Source organism: Schaalia hyovaginalis (assembly GCF_014208035.1).
GTDB lineage: Bacteria > Actinomycetota > Actinomycetes > Actinomycetales > Actinomycetaceae > Pauljensenia > Pauljensenia hyovaginalis.
In genome coordinates this window covers 1,495,202-1,520,644 of the sequence record NZ_JACHMK010000001.1, presented here as the reverse complement: position 1 = coordinate 1,520,644, position 25,443 = coordinate 1,495,202, and the positions used below count along the sequence as shown (strand labels likewise).

Here is a 25,443-nt window from a genome sequence, read left to right as displayed (position 1 = left end):
CTCGATGCCTTTTGCCCTCTACATGCTTGCCCTGGCGGTCTTCGTCATGGGCACTTCAGAATTCATGCTCGCGGGATTGCTCCCCGCGATCGCGACCGAACTTGACGTCTCGGTCGGCACTGCGGGCCTGCTGACCTCCGCATTCGCAGTCGGTATGGTCGTCGGCGCGCCAGTGATGGCGGCATTCGCTCGCCGTTGGCCACCGCGGCTCACATTGATCGTTTGCCTTCTCGTGTTCGCGGGAAGCCACGTCATCGGAGCGATGACACCAGTGTTCTCTCTCCTGCTCATCACCCGGGTGCTCAGCGCTCTCGCAAACGCAGGATTCCTCGCCGTAGCACTGAGCACGGCCACTACCCTCGTGCCAGCGAACCAGAAGGGGCGTGCACTGTCGATCCTGCTCTCCGGCACGACGATCGCAACCGTCGTGGGCGTCCCCGCCGGGGCACTGCTCGGCACAGCGCTGGGCTGGCGAACGACGTTCTGGGCGATCGCCATCCTCTGTATTCCCGCGGCCGTTGGAGTCATTCGTGGCGTCACGAACAATGTTGGTCGGAGCGAGACTAGCGCGACCTCACCAAGGCTCCGTGTCGAGCTCAGCCAGTTGGCGACGCCGCGGCTCATCCTGGCCATGGCACTCGGAGCGCTGATCAACGGAGGGACCTTTGCGGCATTCACCTTCCTGGCACCCATCGTGACCGAGACCGCGGGCTTGGCCGAAGCGTGGGTGTCCGTCGCGCTGGTGATGTTCGGCATCGGATCGTTCCTTGGCGTCACGATCGCAGGACGACTATCAGATCAACGACCTGGCCTCGTGCTCGCAGTCGGCGGACCGCTATTGCTGACAGGCTGGATCGTGTTGGCAGTGGTCGCATCTCATCCCGTTGCGCTTATCGTCCTCGTCCTCGTTCAGGGATTCCTGTCGTTCGGCGTCGGCAGTACTCTGATCACGCGTGTGCTGTATGCAGCATCGGGTGCGCCAACGATGGGCGGTTCGTACGCAACCGCAGCATTGAATATCGGAGCTGCAGCGGGGCCCGTGCTTGGTGCGCTCGGGCTCGCGACCGGGCTGGGGCTGCTCGCGCCGGTTTGGGTCGCTTCGGTGCTGACAGCGATCGCTCTCGTCATCATGCTTCTCACCAGACGCGCGCTTACGAAGACCGCGGCGGAGGCCAATTGATGACCCATCCGAACGCTCTTCTCACTCCTCGTGCCCGTCTCCGGTTAGCTCGGCTGATTGTCGAAGACGGCTATCCGGCCACGATCGCCGCAAAGATGTTCATGGTCTCCCCGATCACTGCCCGGAAATGGGCAGGCCGCTACCGGGAAGAGGGTGAGTTTGGGATGCAGGATCGCTCCAGCAAGCCGCACCGGATCCCAGGCAGGACGCCCGAGCATGTCAAGAAGAAGATCATCAACCTGCGCTGGCGGCTTCGACTGGGGCCAGCCCAGATCGCTGCGCGACTTGGTCTCTCGACGTCGACTGTTCACGCGGTCCTCGTCCGTTGCCGCGTGAACCGCCTCTCGCATATCGATCGTGTCACTGGCGAGCCATTGCGGCGATATGAGCATCCTCATCCGGGATCGTTGATTCATGTCGATGTCACGAAGTTCGGCAACATCCCCGACGGCGGTGGACATCGTTACGTAGGTCGGCAGCAAGGCGCACGGAACAAGCTCGCGACTCCGGGATTACCACGAGGAAAAGATCACAAGCCGCGCACCGGGACGGCGTTCGTTCACACAGTCATCGACGACCACTCCCGCGTCGCATACGCAGAAATCTGGTCGGATGAGCAGGCGAGCACAGCGGTGGGAGTTCTCGAACGCGCCGTGGCCTGGTTCGCCGAACGAGGCGTGACCGTCGAGCGAGTCCTATCCGACAACGGGTCGGCATACAGATCCCACGCATGGAGGGACTTCTGCGCTCGGCTCGGCATCCGACACAAGCGGACACGCCCCTACCGGCCGCAGACGAACGGGAAGATCGAGCGATTCCACCGCACGCTCGGGGACGGCTGGGCCTATGCCAGGTTTTACGGTTCAGAGGCCGAACGACGCCTGGCGCTGCCCGGCTGGCTCCACTTCTACAACCACCACCGACACCACTCTGCGATTGGCGGCGTACCCTTCGACCGACTCAACAACGTCCCTGGACATCACATCTAGAGCTCACGCGCGCCTGGCAGCGGCGCCTCCTCGAGACGGTGCGCGCCGAGGGGAGCGACCGGAGGGCGAGGGCCCGGATCGCGGCCGTCGGGCTCAATGCCGTTTCCGTGGCGCTCATCATCGCGGTCTTCGCCTCCACGGGAGGGCTCACTGGTGCCGAGGTCGGCATCGCGGGCGCATCGGCGGTGCTCGCCCAGAAGCTCCTCGAGACCGTCTTCGGCGATCAGGCCGTGCGGGCGATGACGAGGGCCGCGAGGAAGGATCTGGAGGACAGGATGAGGGCGGCACTGGCCGAGCAGCTCGGCCCGCTGAGGAGGGCGCTGCCGCAGGAGCAGTCCTCGACGGCGCTCCTGGAATCGATCGCTCAGGTGCGCGGCTCATGGCTGTGAGGATCCTGGAACGCGCAGAAGGGCTCGAGCGGGCCTTCGAGCTCCTCGGCGACGAGCTTGCGAAGCCCGTGAGAGACGAGGCCGCGGCGGATCTCCTCATCGTTCGCGAGCGCGCGGTCCTGGACCCCGAGACGGTCGTCATCGCCCTCGTCGGCGCCACGGGGTCGGGCAAGTCCTGCCTGTTCAACGCCCTCGTCGGCGATGTGCTCGCCGAGGTCGACGTGCTGCGGCCCACCACCCGCGCGCCCCTGGCCGCGCACTCGCCGGGCCTCGATGCGGCGGAGCTCCTCGACTGGCTCGGCGTCGAGCGCCGTGCGAGCGTCGAGGGGATGCGGATCCCGGGGAACGTCGTCATCGTCGACCTGCCCGATATCGATTCCCGCGCCGCTGAGCATCGCGAGGTCGCCCGGCGCGTCTCGGAGCGCGCGGACATGATCCTGTGGGTCGTGGACCCGCAGAAGTACGCCGATGAGGTGATCCACTCCGAGTGGGTCGCGCCGATGGCGCACTCCGCGCGGGCAACGGCGACCGTGCTCAATCAGGTCGATCGCCTCGACCCGTCCGAGCGCAGGGCCGTCGTCGAGCATCTGCGCCGCCTCCTCGACGAGGACGGCGCCCGCGGCAGCGCGGTGCTGGCGGTGTCGGCACTGACCGGCGAGGGGATCGCCCCGCTCGCCGACGTCATCGACGCCGTTGCGCGGATGGTGCGCGCGAGTGCCGTGAAGGCCGTCGGGGCCCTCGGGCGGGTCGGGGAGCTGTTGCGATCGGGCGCCGAGATCCCCGATTCGCTCCCCGCCTTCGACTCGCGGGGCCTTGCGGGCGCCTTCGCCGACGAGATCGCGCGCTCCGGCGGGCTCGACGGGCTCGCCGATGCGGTCGGGGACTCCTACCGGCATCGGGGGGTCACCCGGGCGGCGTGGATCCCCACCCGGTGGATCCGTCATCTGCGCGCCGATCCGGCGCGCCGGGCCCACCTTCGGAGGAACGAGGGGCATCCCGGGGCGCCCGTCGTCGACTTCGCTGTCGATCCGGCGATGCGCGCCCGAACGGCGACCGCCCTGCGCAGGGTCGGTGCCAAGATCGGACGGGGCCGGCCTCATGCCTGGGCGGCGGCGATGTCGGCGATCTCCGCCCGGCTCGTCGATGCGGTTCCCGATCTGTGCGACCGCGTCGTCGGCAGGTCCGGAGTCGATCCGAATCCGATCCGGCGGTGGTGGCGCGCATCCTCCGGGCTTCAGGCCATCGCGTGGATGGTGGCGATTGCGGGCGCCGGCTGGTTGGCAGCGGCCCGCATCGTCGAGGACGCGCTCCTCGTCGCGCTCCCCGTCCCCCTGAGGCACGGCGTGCCGGTGCCGACGTGGTGCCTGCTCCTCGGCGTCGGGGCGACGGTGCTGATCGCTCTCGTGTCACGGATCGGCGTCGCCTGGGGCGCTGCGAGGGCGTCGGCGGCGGCGCGTCGGCGCTTCCGGAGCCTCCTCGCCGACGAGCTCCTCGAGGGCCCGGTTGCGGCCTTCGAGGCGGAGGACGCCCGCCAGCGCGAGATCGTGCGACTGCTCTCCGATCGGGGCTCCGGGCCCGCCGGCGGTGAGTGAACTCACGGAGGGGCGTCGCTGCGGCGCATCGCTCCTCGGCTAGGCTGGAAGGGCGATGAGGCGCGCCTTTCGTGTTGTGATGGGCACCTGCGGGTGAGTGTTGTGTGTACGAGGCGGCGCCGAAGGCCCCGATGGGCCCGGTCCGGTGATACCGGCCTCGAATGACCACGACTCCAAGGATGATTGTGCCCGATACCCCCATGCCCGAAACCCCCGACGCTGAAGACTTCTCGGCCCCTGTTGAACTTGACGGGCCCGCTGCTGCGCCCCCGGTCGACCTCGACGAGCCCGTCGATTCCGAGGAGGCGCTCGACGCCGGGATCGAGGATGCCGACGAGGAGGAGGCCGGGGACCGTGTGAGCTTCGCCGATCTCGGTCTGCCCGAGGAGATCCTCGCCGCCGTCACCTCCATGGGCTTCGCGACCCCGACCCCGATTCAGGCCGAGGCCATCCCCGCTCTGCTCGAACTGCGCGATGTCGTCGGCATCGCGCAGACTGGCACCGGCAAGACGGCCGCCTTCGGCCTTCCGATGCTCGCGATCGTCGACGCCGAGGAGCAGGGCGTTCAAGCCCTGGTCCTCGCGCCCACGCGTGAGCTCGCGATGCAGTCGGCTCAGGCCATCGAGGACTTCGCCGCGCGCACGCGCGGTCTCGTCGTCGTCCCGGTCTACGGCGGCTCCCCCTACGGCCCGCAGATCTCGGCCCTGAGGCGCGGCGCCCAGGTCGTCGTCGGAACTCCGGGAAGGGTCATCGACCTCATCGACAAGGGGGCGCTCGACCTCTCCGGAGTGCGGATGCTCGTCCTCGACGAGGCCGACGAGATGCTGCGCATGGGCTTCGCCGAGGATGTCGAGACGATCACCTCCGAGGTGCCCGAGGACCGCGTGACGGCCCTGTTCTCGGCGACGATGCCTGCGGCCATTGAACGGATCGCGAAGACCCACCTCACCGATCCGGTGAAGATCGCCGTCTCGGAGGAGTCCTCGACGGTCGACACGATCCATCAGACCTACGCGGTGGTTCCTTACAAGCACAAGATCGGGGCTCTTTCGCGCGTCCTGGCCACCCGCGCCCAGCACATCGCGAAGGGCCAGGAGGAGGCGGACGCCGCGATCGTCTTCGTCCGCACCCGGGCCGACGTGGAGGAGATCTCCCTCGAGATGTCCGCCCGGGGCTTCCGCGCGGCGGGCATCTCCGGCGATGTCGCCCAGACCGAGCGCGAGCGCATGGTGGAGCGCCTGCGCTCCGGGTCCCTGGACGTCCTCGTCGCCACGGACGTGGCGGCCCGCGGCCTCGACGTCGAGCGCATCTCCCTCGTCGTGAACTTCGACGTGCCCCGCGAACCCGAGGCCTACGTGCACCGCATCGGCCGGACCGGCCGGGCCGGCCGCCAGGGCCGCTCCCTCACCTTCTTCACGCCCCGCGAGCATTCGCGGCTCAAGCGCATCGAACGCCTCACCGGCACGCCGATGGAGGAGGTCGCGATTCCCTCCCCGGCCGCGGTTTCTGAATTCCGGGCGGGTCGCGTCCTCGAGACGCTCCCGGCGCGGATCGAGAAGGGCCGCCTCGAGATGTATCGCGAGCTGCTCGACACGGCGGTGCGGGCCGAGGGCCTGGAACTGGTCGATCTCGCCGCGGCCCTCATGGCCGATGCGGTGGGGGACGAGGGCCCCAAGCCCCGCGTCGAGAAGGGGCGCGCGAAGGGCCGCCAGCGTGATGAGGGCGAGGTCGATGAGACCGGTGAGTTCATCGGCGCCTCCTTCGAGGGCCAGCGCGACAAGGACCGTCCCCTGCGTCCGGGGCGGGATTCGGCGAAGCGGCGCGCGGGCGGCCGGCCGGTTCACGGGCCGAGCGTGAAGTACCGCGTCGAGGTCGGCAAGAAGGATCGCGTGAAGCCCGGTTCGATCGTGGGCGCCATTGCGGGCGAGGGCGGGATCGACGGGCGCGACGTCGGCCATATCGAGATCTATCCGACCTTTTCCCTGGTGGAGATCACCGCTGACTTGTCGCAGGAGCAGCTCGACAAGATCGGTCGCGGCTACGTCCAGGGCAGGCCCTTGAGGATCCGTCTCGACGAGGGGCCGGGCGCCCGGGGCGCGGAGCGCTCCGAGGGCGCGCAGCGCTTCGATCGTTCCGGCCGTCCGCCGCGCGACCGCGAGGAGCGCGAGTACGCGAGGCGCTATGAGAGGCGGGACTCCTTCGGCGAGCGCGAGGACCGCGGGCGCGGTTTCAAGGGGCGCGATTCGCACGGCCTGAGGGGGCGGCGTTTCGAGCGCCATGAACGAGATGACCGCCGGGATTCTGACGGTCGCGGACAGTCTGGAGGCCGATCCTTCGGGAAGCGCCACTACCGTTAAGCGATGAGGAGCGCGGCTGCCGGGAACTTCCCGGCAGCCGCGTTCATTGTCGGTGTGGGTTGCGTTCGACGATCCTCATGACGGTGACGAGGGTATGCCGAGAGGGGACACAGGACGAGTTGAGGAATGTCGAGTAGGGGATGACGGCGAGAAAATGGGATGGAAGGGGCTGATTACTCGGGGCTTGCCCCTGTACGGCTCTCTATCAGGTCGCATCGAACGCGTGTGCTAGCCTGCTGACGTGTAGTGATTTAGGACACAATGGTGGTGAGGTGATGGTCCTGTGAGCGACTTCCATATGGATTCTGACGAGATGTCCGCTTTGAAGGGCAGGCTCGGCGCTGGCGCAGATGCGTATGCAGGGCTTGTACTTCCCGATGATGTGGGTGTCGCGACATGGGGTTTCCCCGTGACTCAGAGTGCGTACGGGAGTTTTCGTTCAGATGCTGGGGAGCGCGTGCGGGCTTTGGGGCGGTGGTGTTCGCGAGTCGCGGATGCAGTCGGGGACACTTCGAATCAGACCCAGGCGATGGAGGAGGAGTTGCAGGTCTTGTTCGCTTGGGACGAGAACGCGTATCAGTGAGGAGATCCAATGGGCGTGTTCGCAGGGTGGATCGAAGATATTCCCGGGGATGGACCGCGTCTGCATGCTGTTGCGGATGGATTGTCATCGGCCTCGACTGAGGCGTGGCGGATTCGTGATGAGATGCGCGACAGCGGGCGTGCTGCACCTTCGTGGGAGGGGCGGGCGCGCGATGCTTTCGACGATGAACTCGATCAGGTGTGTGCGTCGGGCGCATCCTTGGCTTCAGGAGTGGATAGCGCACTGAGGGCGGTTGACACCTATGCGTGGGTCGTGGATTCGGCGAAGCAGAGTGTTGCGGATCTGAGGGGGCGGATGGCGGATATTGATGAGGCGTGGGAGCTGGCTCCTCAAGATGAGCGCCGCGCTCAGTTCTTCTTCCTGCTGCCCGAGGCGATGTCTTTGTTGGGCCGGTATCACGAGGTTCTTTCGCGGGTGCGTTCAGAAGCGATCGCCTGCGGGGCCGTTGTGTGCGAAGCCGTGCATCTTGAGCCTGTGAACCTGGATCCCAATGGGAACAACGTCGGTGAGTTGCACGTTCTCACCGTTGATGAGATGACGGCGATGTGGGAGGGCTTTGATTCGCTCTCGTACAGGGATGTTCGGCAGGGAGGTATCGGGGATTGCTACTACCTGGCCGGTCTCATGGCTGTGTTGGCATCCCCTGAGGGCCGGGCGTGGTTGAAGTCCTGCGTTCGGGTGAGACGCAGGCCGCGCACCGATGGGGTTCCCGGTTTCGTTGTGGATGGCTTCTTCGTCACGGTTTACGATGATCCTCTTCATCCTGAGGAGTCCGCGAAGAGGGAGGTCTTCGTCGACTCGACGTATCAGCGCGGGGTCAATGGGCTGAAGCCGAATATGGTGTCCGTATTCGAGTCGGCTTATGGGCAGATACATCCCGGGGGGACTCTCGACAGCGGCCCGTACAACGGCATCGGTGGGGGCAGCCGCGCAGAGGCGCTCCAGGACATCACGAATGTCACCCCAGGCGGCGTGTCGCGTCATCAGGGGTTCTTCGGCTGGGGCGAGGGCTATCACTCAGAGGATCAGGAGCAGATCATGCGGGCCCTGTCGGAGCGCCGACCGATGACTGCGGGAACGGGGAGCGCGCCCGAGGCGCACTTCCCTGATGCTGGATGGGCAGATGTGGAAGTTACGATCAACGGGGCCGAGCAAAGCATCCGCATCCCGCACGGTCACGCCTTCATGGTTGAAGAGGCGACGAGCGAGGGCGTGACCCTGCGCAATCCTTGGGGCTGGAATGATCGCCCCAAAGGTGTGGTGAAGGCTCCTGCGTCCTTTGTCATGTCGTGGGAGGATTTCGGCCATTACTACGGGGATGTGGCGATCGGAGGGCCTTACCGGTGATCAATATGAGAGCAGTCGTCGGTTTCGCTGTCTTGGCGGTGGCGTTGAGCGGTCTTGTGTCGGGGTGCGGGTATCGTGACGCTTCGAAGCAGTATCCGGATTCGCCGACCTTTATGAGGGAGGATGATTTCATGTCATGTACGAACGGGCATCTGATTAGCGTCGCTGAGAATACTAACTTCGATCTTGGGGAAGATATTTCGCTTACTGTTGCCGGAGTTCGGATTGAAGACGGAGTGATGAAGGCATCCTTTGTCAGCATCGGTTATACCAGTGGTGTTCATGCGTCGTTGGTGGTGGGTGAGGCTGTGACGCATGCGGGGGTGGGGACGTTTACGTTGTTGGATGTGGTGCCGCGTACTCGTCCTCCGGGTTTTGATGGTGGTGGTGGTACGGCGACTTTCTGTTTCGAGCCCGATCCGGATTTCGTTTTGGATCCCCGTGTATCTTGATCCGCCAGGTGAAGGTCTTCAAAGGCGAGGGTGAGGCATTCGTCGGCGGCTCCCGGTCTTCAGCGGGAACCGGTGCCACTGGTCCGTGTGATTGGCGGGTTTCGGTGGGGGTGCTCTGTGCTAAGCGGGGATTGTTGTAGGGGTGTGCTGATTGGGGGCGGTATCGGTGAGCGGGGCGCGTAGGACGGTTTGCTGTGCTGTTGTTGCGGTTGTGGTGGGTGGTCTTGTGTCGGGGTGCGGGTATCGTGACGCTTCGAAGCAGTATCCGGATTCGCCGACCTTTATGAGGGAGGATGATTTCATGTCATGTACGAACGGGCATCTGATTAGCGTCGCTGAGAATACTAACTTCGCTCTTGGGGAAGATATTTCGCTTACTGTTGCCGGAGTTCGGATTGAGGATGGCGTCATGATGGCTACGCCGGACACTGTTGACCTAAGTGGGGCTACTCGTGGTGTTCATGCGTCGTTGGTGGTGGGTGAGGCTGTGACGCATGCGGGGGTGGGGACGTTTACGTTGTTGGATGTGGTGCCGCGTACTCGTCCTCCGGGTTTTGATGGTGGTGGTGGTACGGCGACTTTCTGTTTCGAGCCCGATCCGGATTTCGTTTTGGATCCCCGTGTATCTTGATCCGTCAGGTGAAGGTCTTCAAAGGCGAGGGTGAAGCATTCGTCGGCGGCTCCCGGTCTTCAGCGGGAACCGGTGCCACTGATCCGCAAGGCGGAGGCGAGTGCGAGGATCGAGAAGACCAGTGCGATGAGCGGAGCGGGTAGGTAGGCGAGGCTGCCGCCCGTCCCGAGGGAGTTCCAGGCAGCCATGACGATCGACATGATCGCCAGTTCGATCGCGGCGCCCGAGGCGTCGGCCACCTGGAGCCAGCTGGCGACCTTGCCGTGCTCTGCCGGACGGGTCAGATCCAGGGACAGGACGGACAGCGTGGAGTGCATGAGTCCCGTGCCCGCCCCGGCGATGAACCAGCCGAGCATCGCGACCCAGATCCATGCCCGCGGGTGGGCCAGCGCGACGATGGGAACGATGCCGAGCGTCAGCAGGGCCACGCCGATCAACGGCAGGCGCAGCCGTCGTCCGGAGCCCGTGATCCGGGATTGAAGGGTCGCCCCGGCGGACCATGAAACGGTGCCGATCGTGACGGCGAGCGCAGCGGATTCGGGCTCCCAGTCGTGGACCCGCTGAAGGACGAGGGGGAGGACGGCCGCGGCGCCCGCCTGCGCCCCCATGGCCAGGAGCCTCGTCATGATCGCTGCGGGCAATCCGGGCCGAAGCGCGAACGCGCCCTTCGGCAGGAGTCGGGGGAGCGTGAGCCCGGTGAGCACGAGTCCGAGGAGCGCGACCGCGACCAGGGGCAGGCCGCCGAGCGCGCCCGACAGCTGGAGGAGGACCACGCCGCCCCCGGCGAGGACCGCGAGGCGGAGCAGGCGCGCGAGGGAGGAGGGCGAGCGCTCGTGCGCGCCGAGGGCGCGGAGCACCCCGATGAGGGGGAAGAGGGCGATGAGCGCGAGCGCGGGCACGGAGAGGAACACCGGGCGCCAGCCCACGAGTGAGACCGCGTATCCGGCGATCGCGGGGCCGACGAGTCCGGGCAGGACCCAGGAGAGGGAGAAGGCGGCGAAGAAGCCCGGTCGGTGCGAGGGGGCGGCGATCGACCCGATGAACACGTAGAGGGGGACGATGATGAGGCCGCCGCCGACTCCCTGGATGATCCTCCCGATGACGAAGATCTCGATCAGCGGCGCGCACCCGGACACGAGGAGGCCGAGCGCGAAGAGGGCGACGCCGTATCCGAGGACGCGCCTGGGCCCCCGAGAGTCCGAAAGGCCGCCGGCGACCACCGTGGCCGAGAGCTGGGCGGCGAGGGCCGCGCCCGAGGCGATCGAGAACCAGGAGTCGGCGTGGAACTCGGCGACGACGTTGGGCATGATCGTGGTCGTCGCGAGGCCCTCGAAGGCGGCGAGGGTGATGAGGAGGACGGATCCGATGAGGAGGGAGATCTCGATCGGGCGCCAGGGCTCCTTCGCGGGGGTGTCAACACTCACCAGCGAATCCTCCCACCCGTCTTGGGGGCGTCCAAACTCGGGCGTAGAATTCCCGGGTGCCTCCGCCCGTCTCGCGGTCGGCAATGATGAAAGGAATGCACGTGCTCCGAACCCATAACATCGGCTCGCTCGGTGTCGAAACCATCGGCCAGACGGTCACCCTCACAGGCTGGGTCGACCGTCGCAGGGATCACGGGGGCGTGGCCTTCGTCGATCTTCGCGACGCCTCCGGGATCGCCCAGGTCGTGGTCCGCGACGAGTCGGTCGCACACGAACTCCGCTCCGAATTCGTCCTCAAGGTGACCGGCGAGGTCTGCGCCCGCCCCGAGGGCAATGAGAACGCGAATCTCGCGACCGGAGCGATCGAGGTGATGGGGGACGAGATCGAGATCCTCAACACTTCGGCCCCCCTTCCCTTCCAGGTGTCCGCGCACGCCGAGGACTCCGGGAACGTGGGCGAGGAGACCCGTCTGAAGTACCGCTACCTCGACCTGCGCCGCGAACCCGAGCAGTACGCGCTGCGCCTGCGTTCGAAGGTCTCGCGGGCCGCCCGCGACACCCTCTACGCGCACGACTTCGTCGAGATCGAGACTCCGACCCTCACGCGCTCGACGCCCGAGGGCGCGCGCGACTTCATCGTGCCCGCGCGCCTCAATCCGGGTTCGTGGTACGCGCTGCCGCAGTCGCCCCAGCTCTTCAAGCAGATGCTCATGGTCGCGGGGATGGAGCGCTACTTCCAGATCGCGCGCTGCTACCGGGACGAGGACTTCCGCGCGGACCGTCAGCCCGAGTTCACCCAGCTCGACATCGAGATGAGCTTCGTCGACCAGGACGACGTCATCGCGGTCGCCGAGGACGTCATGAAGAACGTCTGGTCCCTCATCGGCTACGACCTGCCGACTCCGCTGCCGCGCATGACCTACAAGGACGCGATGGAGAAGTACGGCTCGGACAAGCCCGACCTGCGCTTCGGACTCGAGCTCGTCGACCTCACCGAGTACTTCGCGAACACGGGCTTCCGCGTCTTCCAGGCGCCCTACGTCGGCGCGGTCGTCATGCCCGGCGGCGGCTCGCAGCCGCGGCGCACCTTCGACAAGTGGCAGGAGTGGGCGAAGGCCCGCGGCGCCAAGGGGCTCGCCTACGTCACCGTCGGCGAGGACGGGACGCTCGGCGGTCCGGTTGCGAAGAACATCACGGAGGCCGAGCGCGAGGGCCTCGCCGAGGCGACCGGGGCCAAGCCCGGCGATTGCATCTTCTTCGCCGCAGGCAAGGCGACTCCTGCGCGCGAGCTGCTCGGCGCCGCGCGTCTCGAGATCGGCAAGCGCTGCGATCTCATCGATCCCGATGCCTGGGCCTTCACCTGGGTCGTCGATGCGCCGCTGTTCAAGCCGACCGGCGATGCCGAGGCCGAGGGGGACGTGGCGCTCGGGCACAGCCCGTGGACGGCCGTTCACCACGCCTTCACTTCTCCGAAGCCCGAATGGCTCGACAGTTTCGACGAGGATCCGGGCAATGCCCTCGCCTACGCCTACGACATCGTCTGCAACGGCAACGAGATCGGCGGAGGGTCGATCCGCATCCACCGCCGCGACATCCAGAACCGCGTCTTCAACGTCATGGGCATCGGCGAGGAGGAGGCGCAGGAGCAGTTCGGATTCCTGCTCGACGCCTTCAAGTTCGGTGCGCCGCCGCACGGCGGAATCGCATTCGGGTGGGACCGGATCGTCGCGCTCCTGACGAAGGCGGATTCGATTCGCGACGTCATCGCCTTCCCGAAGTCGGGCGGCGGCTACGATCCGCTCACCGATGCGCCGGCTCCGATCACGGCCCACCAGCGCAAGGAGGCGGGCGTCGACGCCGAGCCGAAGAATCGCGGTGAGCAAACGGCGCAGGATGAATCCGGGAAGACCGAGTGAATTGAGGGGCGTGCGCTCATCCCCACGGGGATGAGCGCAGCGGGGCGGCATGCGCGTCATGCCGCCCCGCTGCGTTTCCTCACCGACATGCGCAAGTCATATGCCTGTTGATGGCATATGACTTGTTGTATGGTTATTCCATGAGCACTTCGCTGACGCGCAACTCCTTCTGGATCCTCACCGCCCTCGCGCAGGGGCGCAGGCACGGCTACGACATCATGCGCGAGGTCGCGAGCCTCTCCGATGGGGGCGTCGTCTTGAAGGCCACCTCCCTGTACGCCGCCCTCGAGCGTCTTGCGGGCGAGGGGCTCATCGTGAGCGACGGGGAGGAGATCGTCGACGGTCGGGCCCGGCGCTACTACCGGCTCACGGACGAGGGCGGGGACGCGCTCGACGAGGAGGTCCGCGCCCTCGAGGCGAGGGCCGCCATCGCCAAGGCCCGCATGAATGCTCTGAGGCGGCTCAAAGCGGGCCCGGCGCGGCCTGCTCGCGCGCGGGGCGCCACGGCGTGACCCGCGTTCCGGCGTTCCGTGAGATCGAAGAAAGGGGATGAGGGGCATGCCGCTGAACGAAGGGGCTTTCGCCCGGCTCCTGCGCTTCTACCCGAAGCGCTGGCGTGAGGACAAGGGTGAGGAGTTCCTCACGACGCTTCTCGAGGACGCTCGGGCTCGTGGTCTCGAACGGCCGGACGGGGCGCTCGTGCGCTCGGCGATCGTCCACGGCTGGGGGAGTCGGCTGACGCTCGGGGTCGCGCTCGCCGCGGCGGCCCTGGGGTGTCTTCTGGCGATCGTGCATCAGTGGCTCTACACCGGCCTCCTTCCCGGATTCGACGCGGGAACGTTGACGAGAGTGATGGAGGCGCATCGCGGGGCCTACCTGCTGGTCGAAACCGCGATGGGGGGTCTCGTCGTGCCCTTCGTCTCCCTGCTGGCGATCGCCGCCCTCATGCGCGTGAGGGGCAGGCTGTCCCCTCCTCGGGCCCTCGGATTCGTCGTCGGCGCGAGCGCCTCCTTCGCCTGCGGGTGGCTCGCCGGCGCTATTCGACTGATCCTCGAGGAAACGCGGGGCGCTCAGGATCGAGTCCTCTTCGAGGCCGTCGGCGTGATCGGCGTATGGGCGATGGTGCTCGTGATGGCCGTGACGCTCGCCTTCGCGGTCGACGAGATTCTCGAGGGCGCCGTAGCGCACAGGGCGGTGCGCTGGATCATCGGGCTCGCCCTCGGGGCGCCCATCGGGGCGATCGCGATCGGGCTCGAAGCCTTCGTCATCGGCTGGTTCGTGATCGATGCCGCGGCTCTCGCGGCTGCGATCGTCGTCGCCCTCGTGGTGCGCTTCCCGAGCGGCGATTCATCGCCGGCGGCGAACGGGCAGGAAAGACGCAAGCCGAGCATCTCATCGCGCCGATTCGAGTCCCTCCCGATGCACGTGAGGATCCTCGCAACGCTCGGAGCCGTCCTCGCCCTCGTCCTCGCCTCGTGGACAGACCTCCTCGGATTCCTTCCCGGCCTGTCGAGCCTCGTCGCAGGAGAGGGTGGCGCCGGAGGGCCCTGGGACCAGGCGTTCCTCTTCATCGGCCGGATCGTCCTGCTCCTCTCCCCGATCGTCCTGTTCGTGGCATGGGCCAGCGTCGACTCGGCGCTCGGGCGCCATTCGCTCGCGAGCATCTGGGGTCCGGCGGTGTTCCTCTCCGCGGCGTGGGGGCTCGTCTGGCTCCTCGTCATGAGCGGCACAAGTATCGGTGGGGCTCTGTGGCGCGCAGCGAAGACCCTGCCCTTCTTCACCGATCCCAAGGGCTTCGACATCATCGCGACTGCGATGTTCATCGTCGGCCTTCCCGGCGTCGTCTGGCTGGTCGAGCGCTACATTCCGCGTCGAAGGGCGATCCGGGTCCTCGTCGCCCTCCTCGTCGCGCTCGCCTGGTACTTCGCCGCGCTCTTGGTCTTCTTCGGACTGGCGTCCTTCTTCGTCCCGTTGGGAGCGCTCATTCTGCTGGTGCGCGCATGGAGTGCGAAGAGACTCGTCAGCGACGAGCCGAAGACGGGATGCGCTGAAGCTCGGGGTAATGACCGCGCGTTCACCGGCGCGAATCCGTGAGGTGGGACACAATAGAGGCATGTCGTACGTGGAGATGCACCCGGAGAACCCGCAGGCCCGATTCGTCACCAGGGCTGTCGACCTGATTCGGAAAGGGGGAGTGATCGCGCTGCCGACCGATTCCGGTTACGCGATCGCCTGCGCCCTCGGGAACAAGGCCGGAATGGATGCGATCCGGCAGATCCGCAAGCTGGACGACAAGCACAACTTCTCGCTCCTGTGCCACTCCTTCGCCCAGCTCGGCGAACTCGTCATCGTGGACAACTCCCAGTTCCGGACGATCAAGGCCCTCACGCCCGGCCCGTACACCTTCATCCTCCCGGGCACGAAGGAAGTGCCCCGCATGACGCTGAACAAGAAGAAGCACACGGTCGGAGTGAGGATCCCCGATCACGTCATCACCCAGGCGATCGTGGCGGAGCTCGGCGAACCGCTGCTGTGCTCGACGCTCATCATGCCCGGGGATGAGGATCCCCTGATCGACGGCTTCGAGGTCGATGATCGGATCGGCTCGCTCATCGACCTCGTCATCGTCGGTCCCGTGGGCACGGCCGGCGCCACCACCGTGGTCGACTACACGGACGGGGCGGGGCGCATCGCCAGGCGCGGGGCGGGCGACTATTCGCTCTTCGAGTAACCATTCCCACTGCCCGCGCTCCCCGACGGCTGATACGCTGAGTCACTGGTGCGCCTCGCGGATGCGGGGCAGGAGAGGATGAGATGCCACGAGCGGGCCGTTTGCGGGGCGTTGCGCCCGTGCGCGTCCTCGCCGTGCTCGCGATGATCCTCACCGTGTTCGCCCTCGGATTCTCCGCCGCTCAGGCGACCCAGATCGCGCCGAGCCCGGTGTCGAACGCAGTCGTTCGGGGCGACGGGCGCACGGCCGATACGCCCGCCTTCAAGTACGAGGGCGCGAGCTCCTTCACCCTCAGGCTCTCGGGCTGCCAAAAGGCCATCGGCGAACCCGTCGCGGTGATCGTCCGCATCGATCCCTCATCATCGGAGGGGCCCGAAGAGCGGCGCGAACCCCTCGTCGACGAGGCGGGCGCAGCGCTCGCCCCGACGATCTGGGCGTACGGCTCCTCACTTCCCGATACCGGCGGTTTCGCAATCGTCGCCGAGATACCGAACGCGCAGAACTCGGCGTCGGGCATCGGCTGGCGACCCGGCGATGTGCACGTCTTCGAGGTCTCCTACGACGCACCGGGTCTCAGCGCGTGCACCAGGCGCTTCTACGCCGGCGTTCTGGAGAACCCCGATCGACCGAAGGAGCCTGAAGCCGCGCCCGAGGCGCCGAACGGCGGCGAGGACGCTCCTCAGTCGCCTCCCGCAGTCCAGGGGGAGGACGAGCCCGCGCCCCGGGGCGACGCCGTCCAGGAGCCGGCTGAAGAGGAAGAAACGCCCGAAGAGGAGGAGGCGCCGCTCCAGGAGCCCGCCCCCTCGTCGAACACCGGCGCTCAGATCCGGGCGGACTCCGCTCGCGCCGCGTCCGAACCGGCTCCGTCCCGCTCCTCCTCCGGGCGCCAGACCCTCCCCGCGCCGCCCGTGAGCGTGGAGCCCGCGAAGCTGTCCGAACCGGCCCGTCGACTCCTGAACTCCCAGGTCCGCACGTCGAACTCCTCGGCGCTCCGGGCGCACGAGGCCCAGACCACCTCCGATGCGGTTGCGCAGTCGCTCACCGCTCTTACCGGTTCGGTGGTGGCCGCAGGGAGCGTCCTCGTCCTGGTCTCCGCCGCCGTGATCACGCACGTCCTGAGATCGGCGAACGCGAAGCCGGAGCTGTGAGCATGGACCTGTTCGAGGCTCAGAGCCTCGATGCCCTCGGCACGCCCTCCTTCGATCCGAATGCGCCCCTCGCGGTCAGGATGCGCCCCCGCACGATCGCCGAAGTCGTCGGTCAAGAGGCCGTTCTCGCCGAGGGCTCGCCCCTGAGGCGCTTGCTCGAGGGCGCCAAGCGCGGAGCGCCGCAGGGCTCCTCCCTCGTTCTGTGGGGCCCTCCCGGAACGGGCAAGACCACCCTGGCCTATCTCGTCGCTCGTGCCGAAGGGCGCCGCTTCGAGGAGCTCTCCGCCGTCTCGTCCGGAGTCAAGGACATCCGCGACGTCGTCAGCGCTGCGAGACGACGCACCGCGACCACGGGCGAGCAGACGGTCCTGTTCATCGACGAAGTGCACCGCTTCTCGAAGTCCCAGCAGGACGGACTCCTGCCCGCCGTCGAGAACCAGTGGGTCACCCTCATCGCGGCGACGACCGAGAACCCCTCCTTCTCTGTCATCCCGCCGCTCCTGTCGCGATCGCTCCTCCTCGTCCTCGAGCCCCTGGACGAAGACGCGATCGGAACCCTCATCGATCGGGCCCTCGACGACGAACGCGGCCTTCGCGGCGCCTTCGGAATCGAAGAGGAGGCGAAGGACGCGCTCATCCGTTTGGCCGGCTCCGATGCGCGCAAGTCCCTCACGCTTCTCGAGGCGGCCGCAGGGGCCGCGGCGGACACCTCATCCGCGATCATCAATGCCTCGCACATCGAGATGGCGGCGAATACGGCCCTGGTCGCCTGGGACCGGGACCAGCACTACGACGTCGCCTCGGCCTTCATCAAATCGATGAGGGGATCGGACGCGGACGCCGCGATCCACTACCTCGCCCGCATGCTCGAGATGGGCGAGGACCCCCGTTTCATCGCGCGGCGCGTCATGATCTGCGCTGCGGAGGACGTGGGCATGGCGGCCCCCGAAGTCCTGTCCACAACGGTCGCGGCAGCGCAGGCCGTGGCCCTCATCGGGATGCCCGAGGCCCGGATCATCCTCGCCGAAGCGGTGATCGCGGTGGCCACGGCGCCGAAGTCGAACGCCGCCTATCTCGCGATCGACGAGGCCATCGCGGATCTGCGCGCCGGCAAGGGGGGCCCGGTCCCCAAGCATCTGCGCGATGCGCACTATGCGGGGGCGAAGCGCCTGGGGCACGGGAGCGAATACCTGTACGCCCACGACGCCCCGCACCACGTCGCCGCCCAGCAGTACCTGCCCGACGACCTCGAGGGCGCCCGCTACTACCGGCCGAGTGCCAACGGGCATGAGGCGCTGCTCACGAAGAGGCTCGCCGCGCTTCGCGAGCTCCTCGCCATGCGCTAGACTGCTCGGGTTGCCGTTGCGGCACCCCTGGGGCCTTAGCCGATGGAACACCCCGTTCCGGGAGTCGGCCCCGTGGTCCGGGAATCCGCCCGGGCCATGACATGAGAAACAGGAAAGACAGAGGAAATGGCTCAGAACCGTTCCCGCAAGCAGGTGCGCGAGTCGCGCGCCCTCGGCCTCGCCCTGACCCCGAAGGCCGTCCGCTACTTCGAGAAGCGCCCCTACGGACCGGGCGAGCACGGCCGTTCGCGCCGTCGGCAGGATTCCGACTACGCCGTCCGCCTCAAGGAGAAGCAGCGTCTGCGCGCCCAGTACGGCATCCGCGAGGCCCAGCTGCGCCGCGCCTTCGAGGAGGCCCGCCGCACCGCCGGCCTGACCGGTGAGAACCTGGTCGAGCTCCTCGAGATGCGCCTCGACGCCCTCGTCCTGCGTGCGGGCTTCGCCCGCACCATCCAGCAGGCCCGCCAGTTCGTCGTCCACCGTCACATCCTCGTCGACGGCAAGATCGTCGACCGCCCCTCCTTCCGCGTGAAGCCGGGCCAGACGATCCAGGTCAAGCCGAAGTCGCAGACGACGGTCCCCTTCGAGATCGCCGCGCAGGGCATCCACCGCGATGTCCTCCCCGCCGTTCCCGAGTACCTCGATGTCGAGCTCGAGCGTCTCAAGGCCACCCTCGTGCGCCGTCCGAAGCGCGCCGAGGTGCCCGTCACGGTCGATGTCCAGATGGTCGTCGAGCACTACTCGCGCTGATTCCGACTCTACGGACCCCGGGAACTCGGTTCCCGGGGTCCGCCATATTCCACCGTCGCGCCGGCGATGTGCTCGTCGCGGCCCGACCCGACTACGATGAGGACCCATGCGCACCTCTGAGATCCGCTCCCGCTGGCTCGACTACTTCCGGTCCAAGGACCACCACATCGCCGAGTCGGTCCCCCTCATTTCCCCCGATCCTTCGATCCTCTTCACCGTCGCGGGGATGGTCCCCTTCATCCCCTACATCCTGGGAACGGAACCCGCTCCGTGGCCCCGCGCCGCCTCGGTTCAGAAGTGCATCCGGACGAACGACATCGACAATGTCGGCAAGACGACGCGTCACGGCACGTTCTTCCAGATGAACGGCAACTTCTCCTTCGGGGATTACTTCAAGGAAGGCGCGATCGACTTCGCCTGGGAGCTGCTCACGACCCCTCAGGACCGCGGCGGCTACGGCCTCGACGGCGATCGTCTCTGGATGACGATCTGGGAGGAGGACGAGGTCTCCTTCGATCACTGGACGAAGACCATCGGGCTGCCCGCCGAGCGGATCCAGCGCCTTCCCTTCGCGGAGATCTCCTGGTCGACGGGGCAGCCCGGTCCGGCCGGCGCCTGCTGTGAGATCCACTACGATCGCGGTCCCGAATTCGGGCCCGACGGGGGTCCGGTCGCGGACCTCGCCGGTGATCGCTTCCTCGAGATCTGGAACCTCGTGTTCGACGAGTTCGTCCGGGGCGAGGGCGAGGGGCACGATTTCGAGCTCGTCGGCAAGCTCGACAAGACGGCCATCGACACGGGTGCGGGCCTGGAGCGCTTGGCGTTCATCATGCAGGACAAGCCGAACATGTACGAGATCGACGAGGTCTACCCCGTGATCGCGGCCGCTCAGGAGATGTCCGGCAAGACCTACGGGCTGGGAGCCGCCGGCCCCGCGGCGGGCACCGCCTACGACGACGACGTGCGCATGCGCGTCGTGGCCGACCACGTGCGCTCGGCCCTCATGCTCATCAACGACGGCGTCAGGCCCGGCAACGACGGCCGCGGCTACGTCCTGCGCCGCCTCATCCGCCGCGCCGTGCGCTCGATGCGCCTGCTCGGCGTCGACGAGCCCGCCCTGCCGACGCTGCTCACCGCGTCGAAGAACGTGATGGCCCTGTCGTATCCGGAGCTCAACGGGAACTGGGCGACGATCCAGGACGTCGCCTACGCCGAGGAGGAGGCCTTCAGGCGCACCCTCAGCGCCGGGACCTCGATCCTCGATCTGGCGGTCGCCGACGCGAAGGCATCCGGGTCGAAGGTGCTCGACGGCGCTTCCGCCTTCTCCCTCCACGACACCTACGGCTTCCCGATCGACCTCACCCTCGAAATGGCCGCTGAACAGGGGCTCAAGGTCGATGAGGACGCCTTCAAGGCCCTCATGCTCGAGCAGAAGGAGCGCGCCCGCGCCGATGCCCGCGCCAAGAAGACCGGGCACACCGATGTCCGCGTCTTCCAGGAGATCGGCAAGCGCATCGGAGGGGCGAGCGAATTCCTCGGCTACACCGACCTCGCGGCGGAGGCGACGATCGAGGCGATCCTCGTCGACGGCGTCGACGTCCCGGCCGCATCGGCACCCGCCGAAGTCGAGATCGTCCTCGACCGCACGCCCTTCTACGCCGAGATGGGCGGCCAGCTCGCCGACCACGGCGTCATCCGGCTCGCGGACGGGGCGATCATCGAGGTGCATGACGTCCAGGCGCCCATCCGCGGCCTCTTCGTGCATCGCGGCACGATCACGGAGGGGACCGTGCTGCCCGGTGCGAAGGCGTGGGCCGAGATCGACGCCCAGCGCCGACTCGCGATCGCACGCGCGCACACGGCGACCCACATGGTCTATGCAGGTCTGCGCCGCGTGGTCTCCGAGGACGCGGCCCAGGCCGGTTCCGAGAACTCGCCGTCGCGCCTGCGCTTCGACTTCCGCCACTCCTCGGCCCTCGAATCCTCGCAGCTCAACGATATCGAGGCGCTCGTGAACGAGAAGCTCGCCGAGGACCTCGTGGTCTCCACGGAGATCATGTCGCTCGATGCTGCGCGCAAGGCGGGCGCGATCGCCCTCTTCGGTGAGAAGTACGGCTCCGAAGTGCGCGTCGTGACCATCGGGGATGGATTCGACAAGGAGCTCTGCGGCGGGACGCACGTGCCGACGACCGGTCGGATCGGACGGATCGCCGTCCTGGGCGAGGGCTCGATCGGTTCGGGGGTGCGCCGCATCGACGCGCTCGTCGGGGACGGGGCCTACGACTTCCACGCGAAGGAGCACGCGCTCGTCTCGCAGATCACGACTCTTCTCGGCGGGCGCCCGGAGGACGCGCCATCAAGGATCGAGCAGGTCCTCGCCAAGCTGAAGGAGGTCGAGAAGGAGCTCGATCGTCTGCGCCTCGAGCAGACGCTCGCCGGAGCGGCCTCACTCGCGGAGTCGGCCGAGGACCACCCGCGGGCGAGGCTCGTCGCCGAGGACGCGGGAGAACTCCCCTCGACGGACGCCCTGAGGACCCTCGCCCTCGATGTCCGGGATCGACTCGGCGACCGTCCGGGCGTGGTGGCGCTCGTCGCGAGGGTGAAGGACAAGCCCGCGATCGTCGTCGCCGTGACCCCCAAGGCCCGCGAAGCCGGTTTCAAGGCGGGCGCCTTCGTGCGATCGGTCGGCGAGTACCTCGGAGGCGGAGGCGGAGGCCGCGACGACATCGCCCAGGGCGGCGGTTCGAGGACGGACCGCATCCACGAGGCGATCGCGGCGATCCGCGCCGAGGTGGCGGCTTCGTGACCCTTCGCCGGGGAGTTCGACTCGGTGTCGATGTGGGGACCGTCAGGGTCGGGGTATCGCGCTCCGACCCTGAGGGGATCCTCGCCGTGCCCGTCGAGACGGTTCTTAGGCGCGACGACTGGTCGGACATCGGCGACATCTGCCGCATCATCGACGCATTCGACGCCTTCGAGGTGATCGTCGGCCTGCCCCGCCACCTCAAGGGGGGCGAGGGCGTGTCGGCGAAGGGGGCCCGCAAGTACGCGCGCCGCATCAAGGCGGAGCGTCCGGGCGTTCGCGTCGCCCTCGTCGATGAGAGGCTGAGCTCGAACCAGGCGCACGCCCGGCTCCGGCAGTCCGGGATCCCGGAGAGGGAGCACCGGCAGGTCATCGATCAGGTGGCCGCACAGATCATCCTTGAACTTGCGCTCGACGAAGAGCGGATGTCGGGGCGTGCTCCCGGTATCGAGATCACGAAGGAAGGGAACGACCGTTCATGACGACGCCGCCCCCGAGGCCCCCGTTCAAACCTCGCCGTGAGATCCACTCCCACGGCGCTCACGCAGGCTCGCGCAACGAGGCGCCCCGGCGCGCGCCGAGGGCGGACGGCGCCGTTCAAGCCCCCGATGCGGTGGGCCTCGAGACCACGGGAATGCGCTCACGGAGGTTGGAGCACGAACGCCTCCGCGTGAAGCGGCGTCGGAGGAACCGGCGGATCCGATCCGCTTTCGTGATCCTCCTCGTCCTCGTCCTCCTCGGAGGCGCCGGATGGTTCGCGATCAACCAAGTGATGGATTCGAGCTCTCAATCGGCCCACCTGGCCGACGACTACCCGGGACCGGGCGAGGGCAGCGTCGAAGTGACGGTGGATGTCGGACAATCCGGCGTGGAGATCGGCCAGACCCTCGTGAACGCGGGCGTCGTCAAATCCCTCGACGCCTTCACCCGCGCCTTCAACGCGAATAAGGCGTCGACCTCGATCCGTCCGGGCACCTACACGCTCAAACTGAAGATGAGCGCTTCGGAGGCAGTCGCGGCCCTGCTCGACGACGCGAACCGTTCGGAGAACACGGTGACCGTCGCGCCGGGGCAGACCGCGGCGCAGATCGTCGAGCGCATCGTCGCCGTCACCGACTTCACTCAGGAGGAGGTCGACTCGGCGCTGGCCGACTCCGCGGCCATCGGCCTCCCGGCCGAAGCGGGCGGCAACGCCGAGGGCTGGCTGGCCCCCGGATCCTACGAACTCGCCTCGACCGACACGCCCGCGACTTTGCTGGGCCAAATGGTCGCGAAGACGGTCGCCGAGCTCGACGCCCTGGGCGTCGCGGTCGCGGATCGCCAGGCCGTTCTCATCAAGGCGTCGATCCTCGAACGCGAAGTCAACATCGACGAATACCTGCCGAAGGTCGCCCGAGTCATCGAGAACAGGCTCGCCGATTCGGAGGGCGAGACCAAGGGGCTCCTCCAGATGGATTCCACGGTGCTCTACGGCGTCGGGAAGACCGGCGGAGTGCCGACGGTGGATGATCTCGCCGACGAGAATCCCTACAACACCTACCTGTACAAGGGACTGCCGCCCACGCCCATCGCCCAGCCGGCCAAGAGCGCGATCGAGGCCGTCATCAACCCGGCATCGGGGCCGTGGCTATACTACGTGACCGTTGATCTCGACACGGGGGAGACCCTCTTCGCTCAGACCCATGCCGAGCAGGAGGCCAATGTCGAGAAGTTCAAGGCCTACTGCACGGCGAACCCGGGGAAGTGCTGAAGCGTGCGCTGGGCCGCGGTCATCGGTTCGCCGATCGCGCATTCCCTGTCGCCGATCCTCCATCGAGCGGCCTGGGACGGCCTCGGCCTGCCGGCCGAGTGGAGGTACGAGCGGATCGAGACCGGCCTCGACGGCCTCGGCGCCCGCTTGTCATCGCTCGATGACGACTGCCTCGGCCTGTCGGTCACGATGCCGTGCAAACGCGCGGTCCTCGACTACTGCGACGCCGTCGATCCCGTCGGCGCCGCGGTCGGGGCCGTGAACACGCTCGTCCCCTCCGCGGGGATCCTCACGGGCTTCAACACCGATGTCCACGGCATCGCCGAGGCCCTGAGGGAGGCGGTCGGAGCCGCCGGGATCACTCCGCACAGGGCTCTGGTCCTCGGCTCGGGCGCAACCGCCGCATCAGCACTGGCCGCATTGGGCACCCTGGGCGTTGCGGACCTGAGCGTGGCCGCGCGACGATTCGGCGGCCCGGCCTCGATCCTCGCCGCGGCCTCCCGCCTCGGCGTCGCCGTCGAGCAGGTGATGTGGGGGGACGGGGACGCGGTCCGCCGAGCGATCGACGCCGCGGATGTCGTCGTCTCCACGCTTCCCGCCGGAGTCGCCGATGACTTCGCCCGCACCATCGCCCCCACGGGCCGGCGGGCCTTCCTCGACGTCGTCTACGCGCCCCGCCGGACCCCGCTGCTGGAGTCCTTTAAGAACGGCGGCGCCGCGATCGCCCACGGCCTCGACATGCTCGTCCATCAGGCCGCCCTCCAGGTCCGTCTCATGACCGGATCGGATCCCGACCTGGATCGAATGAAGGCGGCGCTCGAACCGTGGAGATGAACGAACGGGGCTTCGCGCTGCTCGCACCGCTGCTCGGCGACGTCTGCCTGCTCTCCGGGTTCGCGACGTGGATCCTCATCGTCTGGTGGCTGTGGCTCAGGGGATGGCGCGTTCAGAGGCGCTACTTCATCGAGGCCACATTGCCGCCCCTGAGGCGCACCCAGATCACCTGGATGTCCGCGCTCATCGGCATCCTCGCCGTGATCGCGGCTCATTCGACTCCTTCCGCCGCCGCCCTCGTGAGCGTCGCGATGATCGGAACCCTGTCGGCGCTGACGGATGTGCGCACCCACAAGCTGCCGAACGCCTACACCGGGGCGATGGCCGTCGGCGTGTCCATCGGATGCGTTTGCGCGGTCCTCGTCTCGGACTCGCCGACCTCGGTGCTCGCCGACGTCGCCTGGGGCGGCGCGATCTGGGCGGTCCCCATGTGGCTCCTCTCGCGATTGCCGGGCGGCGTGGGTTTCGGCGATGTGAAGCTCGCCCCCGTGCTGGGCGCGATGCTCGGGACCGAGGGCATCACCGCCGCCGTCTTCGGAGTGTTCATGTCCGTCATCGCCGCGGGGCTGGGCGCGGTCTGGCGGCTGGTCATCGGTTCGGCGGGGACCAGTTCGCGGATGCCCCTGGGCCCCTGGCTCGTGGTCGGCTCGATGACCGCCCACATCCTTCACGGCGTGATCCCGCAGTGGACGTGAGCTCGGCGCATGCGCCCGGGTCATGACCGTGGCAGGATGATCCGGTGACTCTCGATCCGATTCTCGCAGCGCGCTTGAAACGCGATTCCGCCGGACTCGTCGCGGCGATCATCCAGCAGTACGACACCCGTGAGGTGCTCATGCTCGGGTGGATGGACGACGAGGCCCTGCATCGGACCCTCACGACCGGGCGCGTCACCTTCTGGTCGCGCTCGCGCCGGGAGTACTGGCGCAAGGGGGACACATCGGGGCACGCCCAGTACGTGAAGTCCGTGTCGATCGACTGCGACGGGGACGCGCTGCTCGTGGAGGTCGATCAGGTCGGGGCGGCCTGCCATACGGGTCAGAGGACCTGCTTCCTCGAGGGCGGGGACTTGGGCGCTTCGGTCTCTGAGCGGCCGGAGCGCTAGGCCCCGATCATTCGCCGATGCGGATCCGTTCGCTGAACCGATTCGGGCTGCGCGCCGCAGTCGGGATAGCATCGAAGGAGTCGTCGACGACGGGA

22 protein-coding genes are annotated in these 25,443 nt (G+C 67.6%); 21 read left to right on the top strand and 1 reads right to left on the bottom strand.

Annotated features, from left to right (window positions below; translation table 11 throughout):
- The first annotated feature begins 4 nt into the window (after positions 1–4).
- From cmx to HD592_RS06500, 8 genes are all read left to right on the top strand, one after another.
- Positions 5–1,180 (top strand): chloramphenicol efflux MFS transporter Cmx, encoded by a 1,176-nt coding sequence (gene cmx, locus HD592_RS06535; protein WP_005297378.1) that lies wholly within the window; start codon positions 5–7, stop codon positions 1,178–1,180.
- Entirely contained in the window at positions 1,180–2,169 is a 990-nt protein-coding gene (locus HD592_RS06530) for an IS481-like element IS5564 family transposase (protein ID WP_011273866.1), read from the top strand. Before cmx ends, HD592_RS06530 begins: the two co-directional genes overlap by 1 nt.
- Positions 2,170–2,207: 38 nt before the next feature.
- Positions 2,208–2,558 (top strand): hypothetical protein, encoded by a 351-nt coding sequence (locus HD592_RS12475; RefSeq protein WP_184452701.1) that lies wholly within the window; start codon positions 2,208–2,210, stop codon positions 2,556–2,558.
- Positions 2,549–4,150, top strand: coding sequence for a GTPase family protein (locus HD592_RS06520; protein WP_184452698.1), 1,602 nt, complete (start codon positions 2,549–2,551; stop codon positions 4,148–4,150). Before HD592_RS12475 ends, HD592_RS06520 begins: the two co-directional genes overlap by 10 nt.
- A 179-nt stretch (positions 4,151–4,329) precedes the next feature.
- Positions 4,330–6,507 (top strand): DEAD/DEAH box helicase, encoded by a 2,178-nt coding sequence (locus HD592_RS06515; RefSeq protein ID WP_425503088.1) that lies wholly within the window; start codon positions 4,330–4,332, stop codon positions 6,505–6,507.
- 592 nt (positions 6,508–7,099) lie between these two features.
- Positions 7,100–8,458 carry a C2 family cysteine protease gene (locus HD592_RS06510; protein ID WP_184452696.1) on the top strand — a complete coding sequence of 453 codons (1,359 nt, stop codon included), beginning with the start codon at positions 7,100–7,102 and terminating at the stop codon, positions 8,456–8,458.
- Positions 8,455–8,910, top strand: a complete 456-nt coding sequence (locus tag HD592_RS06505; protein ID WP_221437835.1) for a hypothetical protein — start codon at positions 8,455–8,457, stop codon at positions 8,908–8,910. Before HD592_RS06510 ends, HD592_RS06505 begins: the two co-directional genes overlap by 4 nt.
- A gap of 301 nt (positions 8,911–9,211) precedes the next feature.
- Complete coding sequence (locus HD592_RS06500; protein WP_184452693.1) at positions 9,212–9,541, top strand: hypothetical protein; 330 nt, start codon at positions 9,212–9,214, stop codon at positions 9,539–9,541.
- A gap of 59 nt (positions 9,542–9,600) precedes the next feature.
- On the opposite strand, the gene HD592_RS06495 is transcribed toward HD592_RS06500, so the two are convergent.
- Positions 9,601–10,965: an MFS transporter gene (locus HD592_RS06495; protein WP_184452690.1), complete on the bottom strand. Its 1,365-nt coding sequence runs from the start codon at positions 10,963–10,965 to the stop codon at positions 9,601–9,603.
- A 101-nt stretch (positions 10,966–11,066) separates the two neighbouring features.
- On the opposite strand from HD592_RS06495, the gene aspS reads away from it, so the two are divergent.
- The 13 genes from aspS to hisI all read left to right on the top strand — a co-directional run bounded on the left by aspS (position 11,067) and on the right by hisI (position 25,348).
- Positions 11,067–12,881, top strand: coding sequence for an aspartate--tRNA ligase (gene aspS / locus HD592_RS06490; RefSeq protein WP_184452688.1), 1,815 nt, complete (start codon positions 11,067–11,069; stop codon positions 12,879–12,881).
- Between the two features lie 140 nt (positions 12,882–13,021).
- Positions 13,022–13,393: a PadR family transcriptional regulator gene (locus HD592_RS06485; protein ID WP_184452686.1), complete on the top strand. Its 372-nt coding sequence runs from the start codon at positions 13,022–13,024 to the stop codon at positions 13,391–13,393.
- Between the two features lie 46 nt (positions 13,394–13,439).
- Positions 13,440–14,975, top strand: coding sequence for a hypothetical protein (locus HD592_RS06480; protein ID WP_184452684.1), 1,536 nt, complete (start codon positions 13,440–13,442; stop codon positions 14,973–14,975).
- A gap of 19 nt (positions 14,976–14,994) precedes the next feature.
- Positions 14,995–15,612, top strand: a complete 618-nt coding sequence (locus HD592_RS06475) for an L-threonylcarbamoyladenylate synthase (RefSeq protein WP_184452682.1) — start codon at positions 14,995–14,997, stop codon at positions 15,610–15,612.
- 83 nt (positions 15,613–15,695) lie between these two features.
- Positions 15,696–16,760 (top strand): hypothetical protein, encoded by a 1,065-nt coding sequence (locus HD592_RS06470; RefSeq protein WP_184452680.1) that lies wholly within the window; start codon positions 15,696–15,698, stop codon positions 16,758–16,760.
- Positions 16,761–16,762: 2 nt separating this feature from the next.
- Positions 16,763–18,106, top strand: coding sequence for a replication-associated recombination protein A (locus HD592_RS06465; RefSeq protein WP_184452678.1), 1,344 nt, complete (start codon positions 16,763–16,765; stop codon positions 18,104–18,106).
- Positions 18,107–18,232: 126 nt separating this feature from the next.
- Positions 18,233–18,856, top strand: coding sequence for a 30S ribosomal protein S4 (gene rpsD / locus HD592_RS06460; protein ID WP_184452675.1), 624 nt, complete (start codon positions 18,233–18,235; stop codon positions 18,854–18,856).
- 106 nt (positions 18,857–18,962) lie between these two features.
- Positions 18,963–21,662: an alanine--tRNA ligase gene (gene alaS / locus HD592_RS06455; RefSeq protein WP_184452673.1), complete on the top strand. Its 2,700-nt coding sequence runs from the start codon at positions 18,963–18,965 to the stop codon at positions 21,660–21,662.
- Positions 21,659–22,141 carry a Holliday junction resolvase RuvX gene (gene ruvX / locus HD592_RS06450; RefSeq protein ID WP_184452671.1) on the top strand — a complete coding sequence of 161 codons (483 nt, stop codon included), beginning with the start codon at positions 21,659–21,661 and terminating at the stop codon, positions 22,139–22,141. Before alaS ends, ruvX begins: the two co-directional genes overlap by 4 nt.
- A complete protein-coding gene (gene mltG / locus HD592_RS06445) occupies positions 22,138–23,409 on the top strand; it encodes an endolytic transglycosylase MltG (protein WP_184452669.1) in 1,272 nt (423 codons plus the stop codon). The genes ruvX and mltG overlap by 4 nt, the downstream gene beginning before the upstream one ends.
- 3 nt (positions 23,410–23,412) lie before the next feature.
- Positions 23,413–24,243 carry a shikimate dehydrogenase gene (locus HD592_RS06440; RefSeq protein WP_184452667.1) on the top strand — a complete coding sequence of 277 codons (831 nt, stop codon included), beginning with the start codon at positions 23,413–23,415 and terminating at the stop codon, positions 24,241–24,243.
- Complete coding sequence (locus HD592_RS06435; protein ID WP_184454511.1) at positions 24,240–24,938, top strand: prepilin peptidase; 699 nt, start codon at positions 24,240–24,242, stop codon at positions 24,936–24,938. The genes HD592_RS06440 and HD592_RS06435 overlap by 4 nt, the downstream gene beginning before the upstream one ends.
- 44 nt (positions 24,939–24,982) lie before the next feature.
- The gene (gene hisI, locus HD592_RS06430; protein ID WP_184452665.1) at positions 24,983–25,348 is read left to right on the top strand and encodes a phosphoribosyl-AMP cyclohydrolase; all 366 of its coding nucleotides are present in this window, start codon (positions 24,983–24,985) and stop codon (positions 25,346–25,348) included.
- Positions 25,349–25,443 lie beyond the last annotated feature (95 nt).